20 protein-coding genes and 1 pseudogene are annotated in these 17,353 nt (G+C 61.6%); 11 read left to right on the forward strand and 10 right to left on the reverse strand.

Annotated elements, in window-relative coordinates; genetic code table 11:
• Window positions 1-52: 52 nt before the first annotated feature.
• The 3 genes from AB4N64_RS06430 to AB4N64_RS06440 all read right to left on the reverse strand — a co-directional run bounded on the left by AB4N64_RS06430 (window position 53) and on the right by AB4N64_RS06440 (window position 1,056).
• On the reverse strand, window positions 53-292 hold the full coding sequence (locus AB4N64_RS06430; protein ID WP_460123083.1) for a DUF2789 domain-containing protein: 240 nt from the start codon (window positions 290-292) through the stop codon (window positions 53-55).
• 108 nt (window positions 293-400) lie between these two features.
• A complete protein-coding gene (locus AB4N64_RS06435) occupies window positions 401-637 on the reverse strand; it encodes a hypothetical protein (protein WP_460123086.1) in 237 nt (78 codons plus the stop codon).
• 215 nt (window positions 638-852) lie between these two features.
• Entirely contained in the window at window positions 853-1,056 is a 204-nt protein-coding gene (locus AB4N64_RS06440) for a hypothetical protein (RefSeq protein ID WP_460123089.1), read from the reverse strand.
• Between AB4N64_RS06440 and AB4N64_RS06445 the strand changes: the two genes are divergently transcribed.
• From AB4N64_RS06445 to AB4N64_RS06460, 4 genes are all read left to right on the forward strand, one after another.
• Complete coding sequence (locus AB4N64_RS06445) at window positions 1,051-1,500, forward strand: hypothetical protein (protein WP_460123092.1); 450 nt, start codon at window positions 1,051-1,053, stop codon at window positions 1,498-1,500. The genes AB4N64_RS06440 and AB4N64_RS06445 overlap by 6 nt on opposite strands.
• Window positions 1,500-1,703 (forward strand): hypothetical protein, encoded by a 204-nt coding sequence (locus AB4N64_RS06450; RefSeq protein ID WP_460123095.1) that lies wholly within the window; start codon window positions 1,500-1,502, stop codon window positions 1,701-1,703. The genes AB4N64_RS06445 and AB4N64_RS06450 overlap by 1 nt, the downstream gene beginning before the upstream one ends.
• 117 nt (window positions 1,704-1,820) lie before the next feature.
• Entirely contained in the window at window positions 1,821-2,834 is a 1,014-nt protein-coding gene (locus AB4N64_RS06455) for an ABC transporter substrate-binding protein (protein ID WP_460123098.1), read from the forward strand.
• 209 nt (window positions 2,835-3,043) lie between these two features.
• Window positions 3,044-3,481: a DUF3995 domain-containing protein gene (locus AB4N64_RS06460; protein WP_460123100.1), complete on the forward strand. Its 438-nt coding sequence runs from the start codon at window positions 3,044-3,046 to the stop codon at window positions 3,479-3,481.
• Between the two features lie 112 nt (window positions 3,482-3,593).
• Here the strand turns inward: AB4N64_RS06460 and AB4N64_RS06465 are convergent, their stop codons facing one another.
• From AB4N64_RS06465 to AB4N64_RS06495, 7 genes and pseudogenes are all read right to left on the reverse strand, one after another.
• Window positions 3,594-3,956 (reverse strand): Na+/H+ antiporter subunit G, encoded by a 363-nt coding sequence (locus AB4N64_RS06465; RefSeq protein ID WP_460123103.1) that lies wholly within the window; start codon window positions 3,954-3,956, stop codon window positions 3,594-3,596.
• Window positions 3,953-4,231, reverse strand: coding sequence for a K+/H+ antiporter subunit F (locus AB4N64_RS06470; protein ID WP_460123106.1), 279 nt, complete (start codon window positions 4,229-4,231; stop codon window positions 3,953-3,955). Before AB4N64_RS06470 ends, AB4N64_RS06465 begins: the two co-directional genes overlap by 4 nt.
• Window positions 4,228-4,716: a Na+/H+ antiporter subunit E gene (locus tag AB4N64_RS06475; protein WP_460123109.1), complete on the reverse strand. Its 489-nt coding sequence runs from the start codon at window positions 4,714-4,716 to the stop codon at window positions 4,228-4,230. The genes AB4N64_RS06470 and AB4N64_RS06475 overlap by 4 nt, the downstream gene beginning before the upstream one ends.
• Window positions 4,713-6,398 carry a monovalent cation/H+ antiporter subunit D gene (locus AB4N64_RS06480; RefSeq protein ID WP_460123112.1) on the reverse strand — a complete coding sequence of 562 codons (1,686 nt, stop codon included), beginning with the start codon at window positions 6,396-6,398 and terminating at the stop codon, window positions 4,713-4,715. The genes AB4N64_RS06475 and AB4N64_RS06480 overlap by 4 nt, the downstream gene beginning before the upstream one ends.
• Window positions 6,395-6,739 carry a Na+/H+ antiporter subunit C gene (locus AB4N64_RS06485; protein ID WP_003192163.1) on the reverse strand — a complete coding sequence of 115 codons (345 nt, stop codon included), beginning with the start codon at window positions 6,737-6,739 and terminating at the stop codon, window positions 6,395-6,397. The genes AB4N64_RS06480 and AB4N64_RS06485 overlap by 4 nt, the downstream gene beginning before the upstream one ends.
• The gene (locus tag AB4N64_RS06490) at window positions 6,739-9,657 is read right to left on the reverse strand and encodes a monovalent cation/H+ antiporter subunit A (protein ID WP_460123115.1); all 2,919 of its coding nucleotides are present in this window, start codon (window positions 9,655-9,657) and stop codon (window positions 6,739-6,741) included. Before AB4N64_RS06490 ends, AB4N64_RS06485 begins: the two co-directional genes overlap by 1 nt.
• Window positions 9,658-9,894: 237 nt before the next feature.
• A pseudogene (locus AB4N64_RS06495) lies at window positions 9,895-10,927 on the reverse strand (DMT family transporter).
• Here AB4N64_RS06495 and AB4N64_RS06500 point away from each other — a divergent pair.
• The 7 genes from AB4N64_RS06500 to AB4N64_RS06530 all read left to right on the forward strand — a co-directional run bounded on the left by AB4N64_RS06500 (window position 10,922) and on the right by AB4N64_RS06530 (window position 17,351).
• Window positions 10,922-11,485, forward strand: coding sequence for a helix-turn-helix domain-containing protein (locus AB4N64_RS06500; RefSeq protein WP_460123118.1), 564 nt, complete (start codon window positions 10,922-10,924; stop codon window positions 11,483-11,485). The pseudogene AB4N64_RS06495 and the gene AB4N64_RS06500 overlap by 6 nt on opposite strands.
• 157 nt (window positions 11,486-11,642) lie before the next feature.
• A complete protein-coding gene (locus AB4N64_RS06505; protein ID WP_460123121.1) occupies window positions 11,643-12,845 on the forward strand; it encodes an SfnB family sulfur acquisition oxidoreductase in 1,203 nt (400 codons plus the stop codon).
• Between the two features lie 10 nt (window positions 12,846-12,855).
• The gene (locus AB4N64_RS06510; protein ID WP_460123124.1) at window positions 12,856-13,290 is read left to right on the forward strand and encodes an acyl-CoA dehydrogenase; all 435 of its coding nucleotides are present in this window, start codon (window positions 12,856-12,858) and stop codon (window positions 13,288-13,290) included.
• Complete coding sequence (locus AB4N64_RS06515) at window positions 13,290-14,708, forward strand: LLM class flavin-dependent oxidoreductase (RefSeq protein ID WP_460123127.1); 1,419 nt, start codon at window positions 13,290-13,292, stop codon at window positions 14,706-14,708. The genes AB4N64_RS06510 and AB4N64_RS06515 overlap by 1 nt, the downstream gene beginning before the upstream one ends.
• An 89-nt stretch (window positions 14,709-14,797) precedes the next feature.
• The gene (locus AB4N64_RS06520; protein ID WP_460123130.1) at window positions 14,798-15,697 is read left to right on the forward strand and encodes an AMP-binding protein; all 900 of its coding nucleotides are present in this window, start codon (window positions 14,798-14,800) and stop codon (window positions 15,695-15,697) included.
• A complete protein-coding gene (locus AB4N64_RS06525) occupies window positions 15,694-16,470 on the forward strand; it encodes an ABC transporter ATP-binding protein (RefSeq protein WP_460123133.1) in 777 nt (258 codons plus the stop codon). The genes AB4N64_RS06520 and AB4N64_RS06525 overlap by 4 nt, the downstream gene beginning before the upstream one ends.
• Entirely contained in the window at window positions 16,470-17,351 is an 882-nt protein-coding gene (locus AB4N64_RS06530; RefSeq protein ID WP_460123136.1) for a branched-chain amino acid ABC transporter permease, read from the forward strand. The genes AB4N64_RS06525 and AB4N64_RS06530 overlap by 1 nt, the downstream gene beginning before the upstream one ends.
• Window positions 17,352-17,353: the final 2 nt, after the last annotated feature.

The following is a 17,353-nucleotide window of genomic DNA, read 5'->3' on the forward strand; positions in this document are numbered from 1 at the left end:
CCCGGAGCAAGCTCGGTCCTACAAGGACCGGGCCAGGTAGCCCCCGCCTTTGTTATTGAGCCTGATGCATCCGCAGGTTCAATTCGTCGACCACTCGCGCCCAGTCGGCGTCCACACGCAGTTGTTCCTTGAGAAAGGCGGCTTGCTGCGGCGTCCAGAACTCGGCATCGATGAGTTTTTTATCCTCGGGCAGCGGGGAATGGCTGGCGATGAAATCATCGATGGCGCGTTCGCCGGAATCCAGGCCGAGCTGGTCGAACAGGCCTTGCAGGTCGTGAGTCGGTGTGTCCATTTTCATCTCCTGATTGATCGCGCGATTGCAAAAACTGAAGGGCGACTGCCTAACATCTGAGGCAGCCGCGCTTCAGGAGTTCGAACCGATCTGCGACGGCAGGTTTTTTCAATCGTGGGACTCGAGTTCGCGGGCCAGTGCGCAAGCCTCATTGTGATTGCTGCGGAAACCTCTCACATGGCCAGTGGAGATTTCCTTGATGTGAAAAAAGGAATTACCCGCCAGCACCACCTGAAAACGCGGCAAGGCAGGCCCTTCGGTGGGGAACGAAGTGGGCGAGAACAGGGTCGAGTACAGCGTCGATGGCTGTCTTGTGGCGTAAGCAAAGTGTGTAAGAGTGCACATATGAAGTCCTTTTCATGGTTTTGCCGACGTATGTCCGTCGTTTTGGGTAGTCTCGGTGAGCATCGCTGCTCTAGAATCACGGTCAGGGGTTGCGCTTGACGATTATCTAAAGCAATTTTTGCCGGGGGATATGTCGGAAAAATTGTTTTTTTTGCGGAGTTTTTTCCCTAAGGTCAGTAATCCTGTTTTTCTGGCGATCAGAAGGGCGATTTCCTTCAGCTTCTGGCGAATACCAGGCAAGACGACACCAGTGTCATTCCATTAGTCTTCTCACGTCTTGCGATGAATGAGCCCTCTGCTCGTTTCCGGATTTGACCGCTTTCGGCATTGCCGCCTGTTTCTGCTGTGCGCGGTTTGCGTGCGGCATCATTTTCAAATGTGGGGATGTTTCCTTGGCAGTAAGTAATCTCGATATGCATGCTTTGTTCGTGCTGGGTGATTTGCGCGCGAAGTTGGTTAAACAGTTCCAGTCACGATTTGTCTACGTCACCGAGCAGAACGCCGAAGGCATCTACATCGCCGAACTCGACACCCAATCGGCGCTGGTGGTGGATGACAAGCCTGGCCTTAAACTCAAGGTGGGTGATCATTTCAGTGCTTCGGTGCTGCCCAGTCGTGAGGGCGGCAAGCTGGAAATCCGGTTTCGCGAAATCAAGCTGACCGTCTATGGCATTGGTGATTACGCTTTCGTGACCACGGCGGACGGTGAGGGCGTTGTGTTCAAGGAAGGGCATAGTGTGGTGACGGTGTTCGCCGCGCACCATCAGCTTCAGGAAGGCCTGACCAAGACGCTCAAGGCTGTAACGGCCAAGGCCGCCAAGTGGCGCAAGGGTGAATTGGTGACCTTCAAGGCCAGCGAGTAATGACCCAAAGCCGCGCCGAGTTCCACGAACAGCATCTGGCCAGCGCCCAGGCTGAGGCGCGCCGGCTGTTCGAGCAAAAAATTGTGTTGCAGGGCGCCTGGTTGGGTTGGGTGGCGTCGCAGATCTACGCGCTGCGTCCGGCGGAGTACGCCAGCATGGTCAGAAGAGAACTGGCATGTTTGCAGGAAGTTTCTGAAAACTAGCCCGATGCCCTCGAAAGCAGGAACCTCTACTACAGTCAGTTGACTGAGTATTTTGAGGTGTGTGGTCTTCTGTCAGGCCATCCTGCTATTGCTGTGAACAGCACGAGGTGCAAAAGCATGAACGGATTTCGACGGTTTCTGGCCGCTTTTGCGGTTGCGTGTGGCCTGGTTTTGCCTGTCCCGGTATTCGCTGCACAAACGCCGATCCACTTCGCCGACCTGAATTGGGAAAGCGGCAGCCTGATCACCGATATCCTGCGGATCATCGTCGAGAAGGGCTACGGGCTGCCCACCGATACTTTGCCGGGCACTACCATTACCCTGGAAACCGCGCTGGCCAACAACGACATTCAGGTCATTGGCGAGGAGTGGGCCGGTCGCAGCCCGGTGTGGGTCAAGGCCGAGGCCGAAGGCAAGGTGGTCAGTCTCGGCGATACGGTCAAGGGCGCCACTGAGGGCTGGTGGGTGCCGGAGTACGTGATCAAGGGCGACCCGGCCAAGGGTATCAAGCCACTGGCGCCTGACTTGCGGAGTGTGAGCGACCTGCCCAAGTACACAGGCGTATTCAGCGACCCTGAAGCGCCGGGCAAGGGGCGCTTCCTCAACAGCCCGATTGGCTGGACGTCCGAGGTGGTGAACAAGCAGAAGCTCAAAGCCTATGGGCTTGAGGACAGCTACACGAACTTCCGTAGCGGCTCGGGGGCTGCGCTGGACGCCGAGATCAGTTCGTCGATCCGACGCGGCAAGCCGGTGCTGTTCTATTACTGGTCGCCGACGCCATTGCTCGGACGTTTCAAACTGATCCAGCTGGAGGAGCCGCCGTTCGACGCCGAGGCCTGGAAAACCCTGACCGACGCCGACAATCCCAATCCGAAACCCACCCGCTCGCTGGCGTCGAAGTTGTCCATTGGCGTGTCTACGCCCTTCCAGAAACAGCACCCGCAGATCGCCGAGTTCTTCAGCAAGGTCGATTTTCCCATCGATCCGTTGAACAAGGCCCTGGCCGAGATGAGCGAAAAACACACCCCGCCACGGCAGGCGGCGGAGGCGTTCATGAAGGCCCACCCCGAGGTCTGGCAGGCCTGGGTGCCCAAGGATGTGGCGGACAAGGTGTCGGCTGAGCTCAAATGATCTGTTGAGTCGCCATCGCGAGCAAGCCCGCTCCCACAAAGGATCTTATGAACACATAAATCCCCTGTAGGAGCGGGCTTGCCCGCGATGCTTTTGTCTTTACTTAGGGAGCCAACCCGAAAATCCCAATCCCGCGCCGAGCGGTCGTGCACGTCGAAAAATGCCGACTAGGATGATTCTGTCCAAATCTCTTTCAAGGATCTTCAACCATGACCCTTGCGTTGGCTCAATGGCTGGTGACGATATTTGCAGTGATCAGTTTGGTACACGTGTATTGGGGGCTGGGTGGCGAGTGGGCGATGTTGGCCGTTGTCCCTCACGTGCCGGTGGAGGGCAGCGTGCGATTGCGACCGGCCTTCAAGCCGCAAGGCTGGATCACCCTGCTGGTGGCCGCGGCCTTGCTGGTGATTGCGCTGCTGGTGTGTTTGCGGGTTGGCTGGTGGGTGCCGGCGGTGCCGCATCAATCCCTGCAATGGGTGATCAGCGCCATCGCCATCCTCATGTTCGCCCGGGCGATAGGCGACTCGGAGCTGGTGGGCTTTTTCAAGGAAATAAAAGATTCGAAATTCGCCCGTCTCGATACCTGGGTGTATTCGCCGTTGTGTGTGGGATTAGGCTCGGGTTTGTTGGCAGTGGCCTGGGTCTGAAGTTGATCTCTGTAGGAGCGAGCTTGCTCGCGATAGCGGTGTGTCAGTGATGTGTGTGCAGGCTGACACACCGCTATCGCGAGCAAGCTCGCTCCTACAGAGGAGGGGGAACTCAGCCCCCGGTTTCCGTCCTGCGACTGCTGACCTCGGCCGGCACATCATCGCCTGCCATGCGTTTGCGGAACAACGCCACCCGTGCCAGCAGCAGGGTGGTGACCGGTACGGTAATGGCCAGCAAAATCGGAATCAGCCAGGCATGCAGCACCGGCCCCGACTTGAGCGCCGAGAAGTAGATGATCGACGCCAGCGCCACGAACCATGCGCCCAGGGTCGAGGCCAGTGCCGGTGGGTGCATGCGCTGGAAGTAATCCTTCATCCGCACCAGCCCGACCGCGCCAAGCAGGGCAAACACGCCGCTGAGGACCAGCAGGATCGCCACCGGGATTTCCACCCATAACGACAGTTCAGCGCTCATTCGATCACCTCGCCACGCAGCAGGAATTTCGCCAGGGCAAACGAGCCGACGAAGCCGAACAGCGCAATCAGCAGCGCCGCCTCAAAATAGGTGTCACTGGCATAGCGAATGCCCAGGGTGAGCATCATCAGCATCGCGGTGATGTACAGGTAATCGAGCGCCAGTACCCGGTCCTGGGCCGATGGCCCCTTGAAGAGGCGGGTCAGCGTCAGGATCATCGCCAGTGAAAACAGGAACAGGCAGAGCAGAATAGCGTTGGACAGTAACGCACTCATTCGAAGATCTCCATCAAGGGCTGCTCGTAGGCCGTCTTGAAATGCTCGATGAACAGCGCCTCGTCATCCAGGTCGAAGACGTGCAGCAGCAGGATGCTGCGATCCAGTGCCAGTTCGGACCAGACGGTGCCGGGCACCACGGTGCAGATCATTGCGAGCGCCGCCAGGCCATTGGCGTCGCGCAAATCCAGCGGCACCTTGACGAACCGCGAGCGTGGCGGTCTGCGTCCGGTGTTCATGACGCCCCAGGCCACCGCAAGATTGGACATCAGCACGTCGCGTCCTACGATCAGGAACAAACGCAGAATGACGCCGGGGCGATGGATCCTGATCGGCAGGGGACGCAACTTGCGCATCATCAACGGTGCGCAGAGTCCGAGCGCCGCGCCCAGCAGCAAATTGCCGGGGCTGATCGATAGATTCAGCACCAGCCACAACAGCCACAAGGCCAGCGACAACCAGGGCGCGGGGAACAGGCGCTTCATGGCTGCACCTCCACGACCGCAGCCTGGGCTTCCGGGCTCGGCACCGCGCGGGTACCGAGCACCGCCATTACGTATTGTTGCGGATTGTTCAGTGCCTGTGCAGCGGCCTGTGTGTAGCGCATCAGCGGTTCAGCCTTGAATGTCAGTGCGATGCTCAAGCCCAGCAACGCAATGATAGGGATGCATTCGAACCGACGCAGCAGAGGTGAGGGCCGCTCTTCCGGGCTCCAGAAACGCTGCACACCCAGGCGTGAGAAGGCCATGAGCGACGCCATTCCCGAGAGAATCAGCAACGCCAGCAACCCCCACGCTGCGTTCGATACTGGCGCATCGGTGGCCTCGCCAAGGCCCTGAGGGTTGAGCAGGGCATCGAGCAGGCCGAGCTTGCCAATAAAGCCAGATAGCGGCGGCATGCCGATGATCAACAGCGCGCAAGCAATGAAGCTCAAGCCGAGGAAGGCCATGGTCCAGGGAATCACCTGGCCGACCACGGCTTTCTGTTCGTCATCCAGGTTGATGCCTTTGGGCGGCTGCAGTGACTCCATCGGGCGCGGCAAGAGGTCGTCGCCGTCGTCCAGGGGCATCTCGTTGGCCGAACGCGAGCGCTCGATCAACTCCGCCAGCAGGAACAACGCGCTCAACGCCAAGGTCGAGCTGACCAGGTAGAACAGTGCAGCGGCGATCAGGTTCGGTTGCCCAAAACCGATGGCTGACAACAGGATCCCCGCTGACACCAGGATGCTCAGGCTGGCCATGCGCTCCAGGCGTTGCGCGGCGATGATCGCCACTGCGGCGCAGATGATGCTCGCCATGCCGCCGTAGATCAGCCAGTCGCCGCCGAAGTAGGCTGAAGCGCCCGCCTGGCCGGAGAACAGCAGGGTCCACAGCCGCAGCAGCGTATAGACACCGACCTTGGTCATGATCGCGAACATCGCCGCGACCGGTGCGCTGGCGGCGGAATAGGCCGGCACCAGCCAGAAGTTGAGCGGCCACATGCCTGCCTTGGCCAGGAACGCCACGGCGAGAATCCCAGCCCCGGCGTGCAGCAGGCCGCGATCGGCTTCTGGAACCAGGGGGATTTTCAGCGCCAGATCGGCCATGTTCAGGGTGCCGGTGACGCCGTAGATCAGCGCCGCGCCAATCAGGAACAGCGAGGAGGCAAACAGGTTGATCGAGATGTAATGCAACCCCGACGACACCCGCGCCCGGCCCGAGCCATGCAACAGCAGACCGTAGGAGGCCGCCAGCAATACCTCGAAAAATACGAACAGGTTGAACAGGTCGGCGGTCAGGAATGCGCCATACAGGCCCATCAATTGAATCTGGAACAGCGCATGGAAACTCGAACCGGCACGGTCCCAGCGGGCCAGGGCGAATATCAGCGCACTGACGCCGATGATCCCCGTCAGCACCAGCATCAAGGCCGACAGGCGATCGACCACCAGCACGATGCCGAAGGGCGCTTGCCAGTTGCCCGGCAGGTACACGCCAATGGAACCGGGCACGCCGGTGGTCTGCGTCCATTGCAGCAACAGCACGGAAATACCCAGGCCCAGCAGGGAGGAGAACAGGTTGATACGGGCCTTCAATGGCCGGTGTTTTTCCCCCAGCATGAGCATGATCGCGGCCGTCAGCAACGGCAGCAGAATCGGTGCGGCGATCAGGTGCGTCATCACATTCATTCTTTAGGCTCCCGGCCATCCACATGGTCGGTACCGGTCAGGCCGCGCGACGCCAGCAGCACCACGAGGAACAGCGCGGTCATGGCGAAGCTGATGACGATGGCGGTGAGCACCAGCGCCTGGGGCAACGGGTCGGTGTAGTTCAACAGGTCCTGGGGCACGCCGTCCTTGATGATCGGTTCCTTGCCGATGAACAGGCTGCCCATGCTGAAGATGAACAGGTTGACCCCGTAAGACAGCAGGCACAACCCCATCACCACCTGGAACGTCCGAGGCCGCAGGATCAACCAGACGCCGGACGCGGCCAGGACGCCGATGGCGATTGCGATGACTTCTTCCATCAGACGGCTCCTTTACTGGCGACGGATCTGGGCAGGGCGGCGGTTTTGTGCCCGCGCACCGATTGGTGGGCGAGGGCGGTGAGGATCAACAGGGTTGAACCGACCACCACCGAGTACACGCCAATATCAAAGAACAACGCGCTGGCAACGTGAATGTCCCCCAGCAGCGGCAACGAGAAATGCCAGGTGTGGGTGGTCAGGAACGGATAACCGACCGCCATCGCCCCAAGGCCCGTGACCGTGGCGAACAGCAGGCCGGTGCCCATCCAGCGCAGTGGTCGCAGACTCATCTGTGCTTCGACCCACTGCGTGCCCGCCACCATGTATTGCAGAATGAACGCCACCGACATCACAAGCCCGGCCACAAAACCGCCGCCCGGCTGGTTGTGGCCGCGCATGAACAGGTAGATCGACACCACGAAGGCAATCGGCAGCAGCAGCCGCACCAGCACCGCCGGCACCATCATGAAACCCAGCGCGGTATCGCTGGCCTGACGCGGGTTGACCAGGTCGGTGACCACGTCGGGCGCCAGCAAGCGTTGCTGGGAGGGCAGTTGCAGGCTTTCTTTCGGCGGGCGGAAGCGGCGCAGCAGGGCAAACACGGTCAGCGCCACGGCCACCAGCACGGTGATCTCGCCGAGGGTATCGAAACCACGGAAGTCCACCAGCATGACATTGACCACATTGCTGCCGCCGCCCTCTGGCAGGGCACGACTCAAGTAGAACGAGGAAATGTCGTTAGGCGTCTGGCGAGTCAGCATGGCGTAGGACAGCAGCGCCATGCCGCCGCCGACCACGATCGACAGCAACAGGTCGCGCAGACGACGAATGCGCGCCCGGCGCAGGCTGCCCGGCAACGGCGAAACTTCTTCTATCCGCCGTGGCAACCAGCGCAGGCCCAGCAGGATCAGCACCGTGGTGACCACTTCAACGACGAGCTGTGTCAGGGCCAGGTCCGGTGCGGAGAACCACACGAACGTAATGCAAGTCATCAGTCCGCAGACGCTGACCATCGTCAGGGCTGCGAGCCGGTGGTACTTGGCCTGCCACGCTGCTCCGAGGGCGCAGGCAATCGCCAGCAGCCACAGGGTCACGAAGACGATAGAACCGGGAATCTTTGGCCGGTCGCCCCAGCTCAAGTGGCTGTTGAGCATAGGGAGCAACCCCGCCAGCACGGCCACCAGCACCATCAGGAACAGTTGGCTTTGCAGGCGCTTGGTGCTGATCCGCCTTTCCAGGCGACGGGCCAGGCGCATTGTGATCACCAGGCTGCGCTCGAACAGCCGCTTGCCGTTGAATCGTCCAATGATCGGTGGGTATTTGAAGCGACCGTGTCTGAACTGATTGCGCAGCAACAGGTAGAGCACGATACCGCCGGACATGGCGACCAGGCTCATGATCATCGGCGCGTTCAAGCCGTGCCAGATCGCCAGGCTGTACTCGGGCAGGGTGCCGCCGACGACGGGCAGGGCGGCGGCGGCAAGCAGCGAGCCGACGACCTGGGCCGGGAAGATCCCGACGACCAGGCAGGTGAACACCAGCAATTCCACCGGTGCGCGCATCCAGCGTGGAGGTTCGTGCGGGGTGTGCGGCAGGTCGGTGGCGGTGGGGCCGAAGAACACGTCGACGGTGAACCGCAGCGAATAGGCCACGCTGAACATCCCGGCGATGGTCGCGACAATGGGCAGTGACAGCTCGACCCAGGCGGTGGCGTTAATGAAGACGGTTTCGGCGAAGAACATTTCTTTCGACAGGAAACCATTGAGCAACGGGACGCCAGCCATCGAGGCGCTGGCGACCATGGCCAGTGTCGCCGTGAACGGGATCAGTCGGAACAGGCCGCTGAGTTTGCGGATGTCGCGGGTGCCGCTTTCGTGGTCGACGATGCCGGCGGCCATGAACAGCGAGGCCTTGAAGGTGGCGTGGTTGAGGATGTGGAATACGGCGGCGACGGCGGCCAGTGGGCTGTTTAGCCCGAGCAGCAGGGTGATCAGGCCGAGGTGGCTGATGGTCGAGTAGGCCAGCAGGCCCTTGAGATCGTTCTGGAACATCGCGCAATACGCGCCGAGCAACAGGGTGGCGGCGCCGGCACCACTGACGATGTAGAACCATTCTTCACTGCCCGACAGCGACGGCCACAACCGCGCCAGCAGGAACACCCCGGCCTTGACCATGGTCGCCGAGTGCAGATAGGCCGAGACCGGTGTCGGTGCCGCCATCGCGTGGGGCAGCCAGAAGTGGAAGGGGAATTGTGCGCTTTTGCTCAGCGCACCAATCAGGATCAGGGGTAACAGGATGGGGTAGAGGGCATGTGCGCGAATCAGTTCACCGGCGGCCAGGACCTTGTCCAGGTCATAGCTGCCGACCACATGGCCGAGCAGCATGGCCCCCGCCAGCAGGCACAAGCCGCCCGCGCCCGTGACCATCAACGCCATATAGGCGCCACGGCGTGCATCGGAGCGATGGTGCCAGTAGCCGATCAACAGGAAAGAGAAGAGGCTGGTCAGCTCCCAGAAAAACACGATCTGAATGAGGTTGCCAGAGATCACCAGGCCGAGCATGGCGCCCATGAACGCCAGGAAGAATGCGAAGAAGCGCGGCACCGGATCGTCCGGCGACATGTAGTAGCGGGCATACAACGACACCAGCGTGCCGATGCCCAGCACCAACATCGAGAACAGCCAGGCGAACCCATCCATGCGCAGGACGAAGTTCAGGCCCAGGCTGGGCAACCAGGAAAATTCTTCACGAATGACCCCGCCATCGGCGATCTGCGGGAACATGAGCGCGACCTGGATCGTGCCGATGAGGGCAACCAGACCCGCCAGCAACGATTCGGTATTACGCGCGTTGTGCGGCAGCCCGGCTGCCAGACAACTGCCGACAAAGGGCAGAAGCAGTAGAACTATCAGGGACATAGGCTTCTAATCTGCGGAGATTTGTGAAGCATCATACGTGCCAGTTCCCGGATCGCCAAACGGCAAGCTGTGGCAGAATCCTACAAAGTAGTCGGAAAAGTCAGGGTTCGCCTTGTTTCAGGAGGGGTGTGGGGCAGGTCTGGCGCCATCGCGGGCAAGCCCGCTCCCACAGGGTTTTGTGAACACTGAAGATCCAGTGTGGGAGCGGGCTTGCCCGCGATGACGGACTATCAGGCACTACAGGTCTTGAGGATTACCCTCACGCTCAACCTCATCCACCACCTCAGCCTTACCCTTGGTCTTCAATTCACTGACAATCACCGCCGCCACAATCAACCCAGCCCCCAGCAGTGCTATCGCCGGCAAACGCTCCCCGGCGATCCGCCCGACGATCCCGGCCCACACCGGTTCACCGGCATAGATCAGCGTCGCCCGGGTGGGCGAAACACTCTTCTGAGCCCAGTTCATCGCCACCTGGATCGCCGCGCTCGCCGCACCCAGGCCCAGTGCACTGCCCAGCAGGAACCAGGAGAAATCCGGAATCGCCTCGTTGGTCGGCACCACCATCAGGAACGCCAGCACGGAGGTGGTCGCCAGTTGCACCACGGTCACCCGGCGCACGTCGACCTGGCCGGCGTAGGTGCTGATCAGGATGATTTCCGCCGCAATGGCGACGGCGCTGATCAGCGTGGCGATTTCGCCAGGGCTGAAATGGAACGAGGCGCCCGCCGGTCCCGACAGCAGCATCAGCCCGGTGAACGCCAGCATGATGCCAATGCTCGGCATCAGCCCCGGTCGGCGGCCCAGTACCAGCCATTGCAGCAGGGGTACGAAAGGCACGTACAAGGCGGTAATGAACGCCGACTGACTGCTGGCAATGGTCTGCAAGCCGACAGTCTGCAAGCCATAGCCGAGCATGATCGCCACGCCGATGAACGCGCCGGCCTTGAGTTCGAACACGGTCAGGTCGCGCAGGTGTCGCCAGGAAAACAGGGCGACGATGGACGCCGCCGCCGCAAAACGAAGTCCGACGAAAAACATCGGGCCGCTGACGGTCATCGCGTGTTGCACCAGCAGGAAAGTGCCGCCCCAGACCATGGTGATCATCACCAGCACGCACTCGGCCTTGCTGAGCCGTAAGAAGCGCGAGGAAGGCGGGGAGGTATTCAACGACGTCATAATCTTGCACGCTATATAAAGTGCGACGCACAATGCGCCGAATGTTGGGCAGTATACTGCCCAACTCCACCGAGTGAGCAATATAGTGCACAAAGATTCTCCGCAGCGGGCTTCGGTCCTGCAGCACGTCAGTTTGAACGTCCGACGTTTGCGCCATGCCGCCGACATGAGCCAGACCGCGCTCGCGGAAAAATCCGGGGTCAGCCGGCGCATGCTTGTGGCGATCGAGGCCGGCGAGAAGAACGTCAGCCTGACCACTCTCGACCGCGTGGCCGAAGCGCTGGATGTGGCCTTCAGCGATCTGATCCAGGCCCCGGACGTGCGCGACCACAGCCGTATCAATGAAGTGGCCTGGGCGGGGGCGATCCCCGGAAGCAAGGCGGTGTTGCTGTCCAAGGCTATCGCGACCCGGGAGGTGGAACAGTGGGAGTGGTGCCTGCAACCGGGGGAAGTCTACCCGTCTCAGCCGGACGCCGATGGCTGGAGCGAACAGATCTACGTCTTCGAAGGCTGCCTGACCCTGATGCTGGGCGACACACCGCAGCAGATCGCGGCCGGCGAGTTCTACATGTTTGCCAGTAACCAGCCCCATACCTACCGTAACGATGGCGACGTGGCTGCACGGTTTGTCCGCAACGTGGTGATCTAACTGTTGGCCAGCCAACAATGAATGGACACTTTGCTGTTTAACTTTGCCCGGCGTTTCTCCGGTTTTATCTTTAAGTTATTGAAATAAATCAAAAATAAATTCAGGCACGACTCCTGCAGTTGTTCTGGTGCACTCACCGGAACCTGGAGTCGGCCCCATGACAGCCTCTGCCCAACCCCCTCGCACCGCCCATGTGATCCGCTCGGATGCCGAGGCGATTGCCGTCGCTCACAAACTGGCCGCGCGCTTTGCCGTCGAGGCCAGCGTGCGTGATAGTGAACGCCGCCTGCCGGTCGCCGAGCTGGACGAATTTTCCGCCAGCGGCCTGTGGGGTATCACCGTGCCCAAGGCCTATGGCGGTGCCGGCGTTTCCTACGTGACCGTTGCCGAAGTGATCAAGATCATTTCGGCCGCCGATTCCTCTCTTGGCCAGATCCCCCAGAACCACCTCGGCGTGCTCGACATCCTGGTGCAAACCGCCACCCAAGAGCAGAAGCGCTACTACTTCGACAAAGTCCTGCGGGGTTACCGCTTCGGCAATGCCTTCTCGGAGTCCAAAAGCAAAAACGCCGGGGCCTTCGAAACCCGTATTCGCTTCGACGCTGACACCGCGCAAATCGACGGCGAGAAGTTCTACTGCACGGGCGCCCTGTTTGCGCACATCGTGCCGGCGGTGGCGGTCAACGAACAGAACCAGGCCTTCATCGCTTTTATCGAGCGTGACAATCCTGGCCTGAGCGTGATCGACAGTTGGGACGGCTTCGGCCAGCGCACCACCGCCAGCGGCGGGGTGACCCTGAGCGCGGTCAAGGTGCCGCTCAGTGCCGTGATCCCGGCCCACAAGGCGTTTGATGAGCCGACGGCCGACGGCCCGATTTCGCAAATCATCCAGGCGGCGGTAGACACCGGCATCGCCGTCGGCGCATTGGAGGACACCAAGCGCTATGCCCGCGAATCCCGTCCGTGGATCGACAGCGGTCAGGACCATGGATGGCAAGACCCGTTCAGCATCGCCGCGATTGGCGACCTTGAGTGGCGCGTCCACGGCACCGAAGCAATCCTGCGCAAGGCCGGCCAGGCCATCGACGCCGCGTTGCTCGACGCCAATGAAGACACCGTGGCCCACGCTTCGGTGGTGGTGGCCCAGGCCAAGGTCCTGTCGGCGGAAATTGCCTTGCTCGCCAGCAGCAAACTGTTCGAATTGGCCGGCACCCGCTCGGTGCTCGGCAAGTACAACCTTGACCGCCACTGGCGCAATGCCCGGACCCACACCCTGCACGATCCGGCGCGCTGGAAATTCCACCTGATCGGCAACCACCTGCTCAATGGCGTGAACCCCGCGCGCCACGCCTGGAACTGAGGAGCCCACCATGAACGCCTTGACTCAACCGGTTGTTGCCAGACTTTCCCTGGCCAGCAGCCAACATGACCTGCATCACGCCCGCAGCCTGTTCGATTCCACTGTGGGCTTTGTTCGCCAACAGGCCAGCGTCTCGAAGGATCCGTACGTCATCAGCCGGTTCGGCGACGTGCACATTCGCATCGAAGTCGCCGCCGCGCTGCTCGAGCGTGCCGAGGCTTTGCTGGACGCCGAGCAAGATGCCACGGAGATTCGGGTGGCGATTGCCGAGTCCGACCTGGCCAGCGCTGAAGCCCTGGCCACCGCGAGCAACGCCGAATTCGAATTGACCGGGCGCCGCACGGCATTGTCCGGTTCGCTGCATGATCCGCTGCGCTGGAAACGGCACCTGATCGGCAACTTTCGTCTCAACGGCATTCACCCCTCTGCACAGGAAGCCGTTTAATGGCCCGGGAAATTCGCCTCAACGCATTCGACATGAACTGTGTCGGTCATCAGTCCCCCGGTTTGTGGGCCCATCCCCGGGATCGCTCGTGGCAGTACAAGGACCTGGAGTACTGGACTGACCTGGCGAAGATTCTCGAGCGCGGCAAGTTCGACGGCTTGTTCATCGCCGACGTGCTGGGCATTTATGACGTCTATAACGGCAATGGTGACGCGGCGATCCGCCAGGCTGCGCAAGTACCCGTCAACGATCCGCTGCAGTTGATCCCGCCGATGGCGCTGGTCACCGAGCACCTGGGTTTTGGCTTGACTGCCTCGTTGTCGTTCGAGCATCCGTACCCGTTCGCGCGACGGCTGTCGACCCTCGACCATCTGACCAAGGGCCGTGCCGGCTGGAACATCGTCACTTCGTATCTGGAAAGCGGCGCGAAGAACCTCGGCCAGACAGCCCAGACCGAGCACGATGCCCGTTACGACTTTGCCGAGGAATACCTTGAGGTCTGCTACAAACTTTGGGAAGGCAGTTGGGAAGAGGGCGCGATCCTGCGCGATCGTGAGCGCAGGATTTTCAGCGACCCGAGCAAAATCCATGAGATTCGCCACCACGGTAAACACTTCCAGGTGCCGGGCATTCATCTCTGCGAACCTTCACCGCAGCGCACTCCCGTGTTGTATCAGGCCGGTGCGTCCAGTCGCGGCAAACAATTCGCGGCCGAACACGCCGAATGCGTGTTCGTCGCCGCGCCGTCGAAAGTGCTGCTGAAAAAGACCGTCGCTGACATTCGCCGTCGTGCCGCCGAGGCCGGGCGTGATCCGTCGAAGATCCTCATTTTCAATCTGCAGACGGTGATTCTCGGCGAGACCGATGCCAAGGCGAAGGCCAAGTTCGAGGAATACAAAAGCTGGGTCAGCTATGAAGGCGCGATGGCGTTGATCTCCGGTTGGACCGGTATCGACTTCAGCCGGTTCAAGCCCGACGAGCCGCTCAAGCACGTGCACACCAACGCCATTCAGTCGGCAGTGGAGGCGTTCTCCACGGCGGACCCGAACAAGGTCTGGACCCCTCACGAACTGGCCGACTGGGTCGGCATCGGTGGCTTCGGTCCGCTGTTTGTTGGCAGCCCGGAAACCGTGGCCGATCTGCTCCAGGAGTGGGTTGAAGAGACCGACGTGGACGGCTTCAACCTGGCTTATGCGCTGACCCACGAAACCTTCATCGACGCCGTGGAATTGCTCGTGCCGGAATTACAGAAGCGCGGGGTGTACAAGACCGACTACACACCGGGAACCCTGCGCGAAAAACTGTTCAACGAAGGCCCGTGCCTGTCCCCCGAACACCCCGGCGCCAGTTACCGCGACCTCCGCAGGAGCGAGCATGCGCGCGATGGCGTCGACACAATCACCACCGATGTCGCCTGACCCACCGCTCCTACAGGCATTGGTGGCAGACGAACAAACCCAGCCCAGCGGACCACCGCACGCTTTTGCCCATGAACAGGAGGTCATCCATGAGCGTGCACGAACTCAAGCGGCCGCCGATTGCGGACACCACGCAATGGCAGGTCGATGCGCCCAAGGCGCTGGAGCAATTGCGTCACTGGGCGCAGGTCAGCCCGTTGCAACCAGCGTTGCGCCACAAGCGCCACGGCCAATGGTTCGCCTGGCGCTGGATCGATGTGCTGCGCGATGTCGAGCGCCTGGCCGATGGCCTGCGCCAGCAAGGTTTCGATGAACAATCTCGCCTGGCCGTCAGCGGCGCCTTCGAGCCGAACCTGTTGCTGCTGACGCTCGCCGCGCAACAGGCGGGCGGGCAGGTGCTGGCCGTCACCGATGACCTAGACGCCCAGGCCCTGCACCCGATCTTGTGGCAAAGCCAACCCACCCACGCCTTCGTGCCGCGCCGCCAAACCCGGCAACTGTGGCTCAACCACGGCCATGCCTTGCTCGATTTCGCCGACCTGCTCGGCCCGGGAGACCCGCCACAGCGCCTGCGCACCAGCCGCACACACGTGCAATGGTGGAGCGAGGAGGGCACGCAATGGCAAGGCGGGCTGACCGTGCTGCTTGAACAGTGGCTGGGCAGCGGCCACTCCCTGGCCTTCCCGGAAAGCCCCGGTAGCGCCAGTCGCGACCGCCGCGAAGTGGCACCCTCGGGCTTGCTGCTGTCAGCCGAGCGCCTGCAACGGCTGGCCGCGGAAATCGACAGCCGCCTCGCCGCCCCAGGCACCTGGCGCCGACGCCTATGCGACTGGGCCATCGCCCAGCCGGAAAAAGGCTTGCAACGCCTGATCAAACAGCGCGTTCGCCGCCTGTTGGGTTTCCGCAATCTGCACGACATCTGGCAAGCCCCGCGCACGCCGCCGCCCAACCTCGCCCGGCTCAACGAATTCAAACGGGACATCGCATGACCTCGACCGATTTCATTTTGCAAGTGCGCGACATCTCCCTGTCCTTCAAGGGCGTCAAAGCCATCAACCAACTGTCCTTCGATGTGCGCCGTGGCGAGATCTGCGCATTGATCGGGCCCAATGGCGCGGGCAAGAGTTCGCTGCTCAACATCCTCAATGGCGTGTACCGCTTCGACGCGGGCTCCATCGTCTTCGAACGCCAGCCCTTCAAGCGCATTGACCCGCTCAACGCTGCACGCCAGGGCATTGGCCGCACGTTCCAGAACAACGCGCTGTTCAAGAAAATGAGCGTGATCGACAACCTACTCACCGGCCTGTCGCGCCATCTGCGCAGTGGCTTCCTCGAGCAGGCGCTGAGCTTGCCACGGGCGCGCCGCGAAGCTGCGGATTTTCGCCGGCAGGCCCAGGGCATTCTCGAATTCCTCGAGCTGCAAGCGCACCGCGATGTGCCGGTGGGCAACCTGTCCTATGGCCTGCAGAAACGCGTGGAACTGGGCCGCGCCTTGATCGCAGGTCCGCGCCTGTTGCTGCTGGACGAACCCATGGCCGGGATGAACGCCGAGGAAAAACAGGACATGGCCCGTTTCATCGCCGACATCAACCGCGAACTGGGCACTACGGTGGTGTTGATCGAGCACGACATGAGCGTGGTGATGGGCCTGTCTGACCACGTGGTGGTGCTCGATTACGGACGCAAGGTCGGCGATGGCACACCGGCCGAAGTTCAGGCCAACCCCGAGGTGATCGCAGCGTATCTGGGAGTGGTGCACTGATGACATTTTTCTTCGAAACCCTGCTCGGTGGCTTGCTCGCCGGCACCATGTACTCGCTGGTCGCCATTGGCTTCGTGCTGATCTACAAGGCCAGCGGCGTGTTCAACTTTGCCCAGGGCGCGATGCTACTGTTCGCCGCGCTGACCTTCGTCAGCCTGCACGACCAGGGCGTGCCTTTTGCCCTGGCGCTGCTGTTGACGGTGCTGGTGATGATCGTCGGCGCCCTGCTGATCGAACGGCTCGTGCTGCGGCCGCTGGTCAACCGTTCGCAGATCACCTTGTTCATGGCCACGCTGGGTCTGTCGTTCATCATCGAGGGCTTGGCCCAGGGCCTGATGGGCTCACAAGTGCGGGCACTGGACCTGGGCATCGACGACGTGCCGGTGTTCATCGGCGGCATGATGGTCAGCCAGTTCGACCTGATCGCCGCCGCAGCCGCCATCGTCCTGGTGACGGTGCTGGCGCTGCTGTTCAACAAGACCCGTATCGGTGTGTCGTTGCGGGCAGTGGCGGACGACACCACGGCCGCGCTGTCGATCGGCATCAACCTCAACCGCATCTGGCAGATCGTCTGGGCCGTGGCCGGCGTCGTGGGATTGGTCGCCGGCTTGCTGTGGGGCGCGCGCCAAGGCGTGCAGTTCTCCCTGTCGCTGGTGGTGCTCAAGGCCTTGCCTGTGTTGATCATCGGCGGCTTCACCTCGATCGGCGGAGCGATTGTCGGCGGGCTGATCGTCGGCGCGGCGGAGAACCTCGCCGAGGTCTACGTCGGTCCTTTGATTGGCGGCGGCATCACGCCGTGGTTCGCCTATGTGCTGGCCCTGGCCTTCCTATACATCCGTCCCGCCGGCCTGTTCGGCGAGCGCGCCATCGAGCGAGTCTGAAC

This window comes from Pseudomonas sp. S2_C03 (assembly GCF_054668405.1).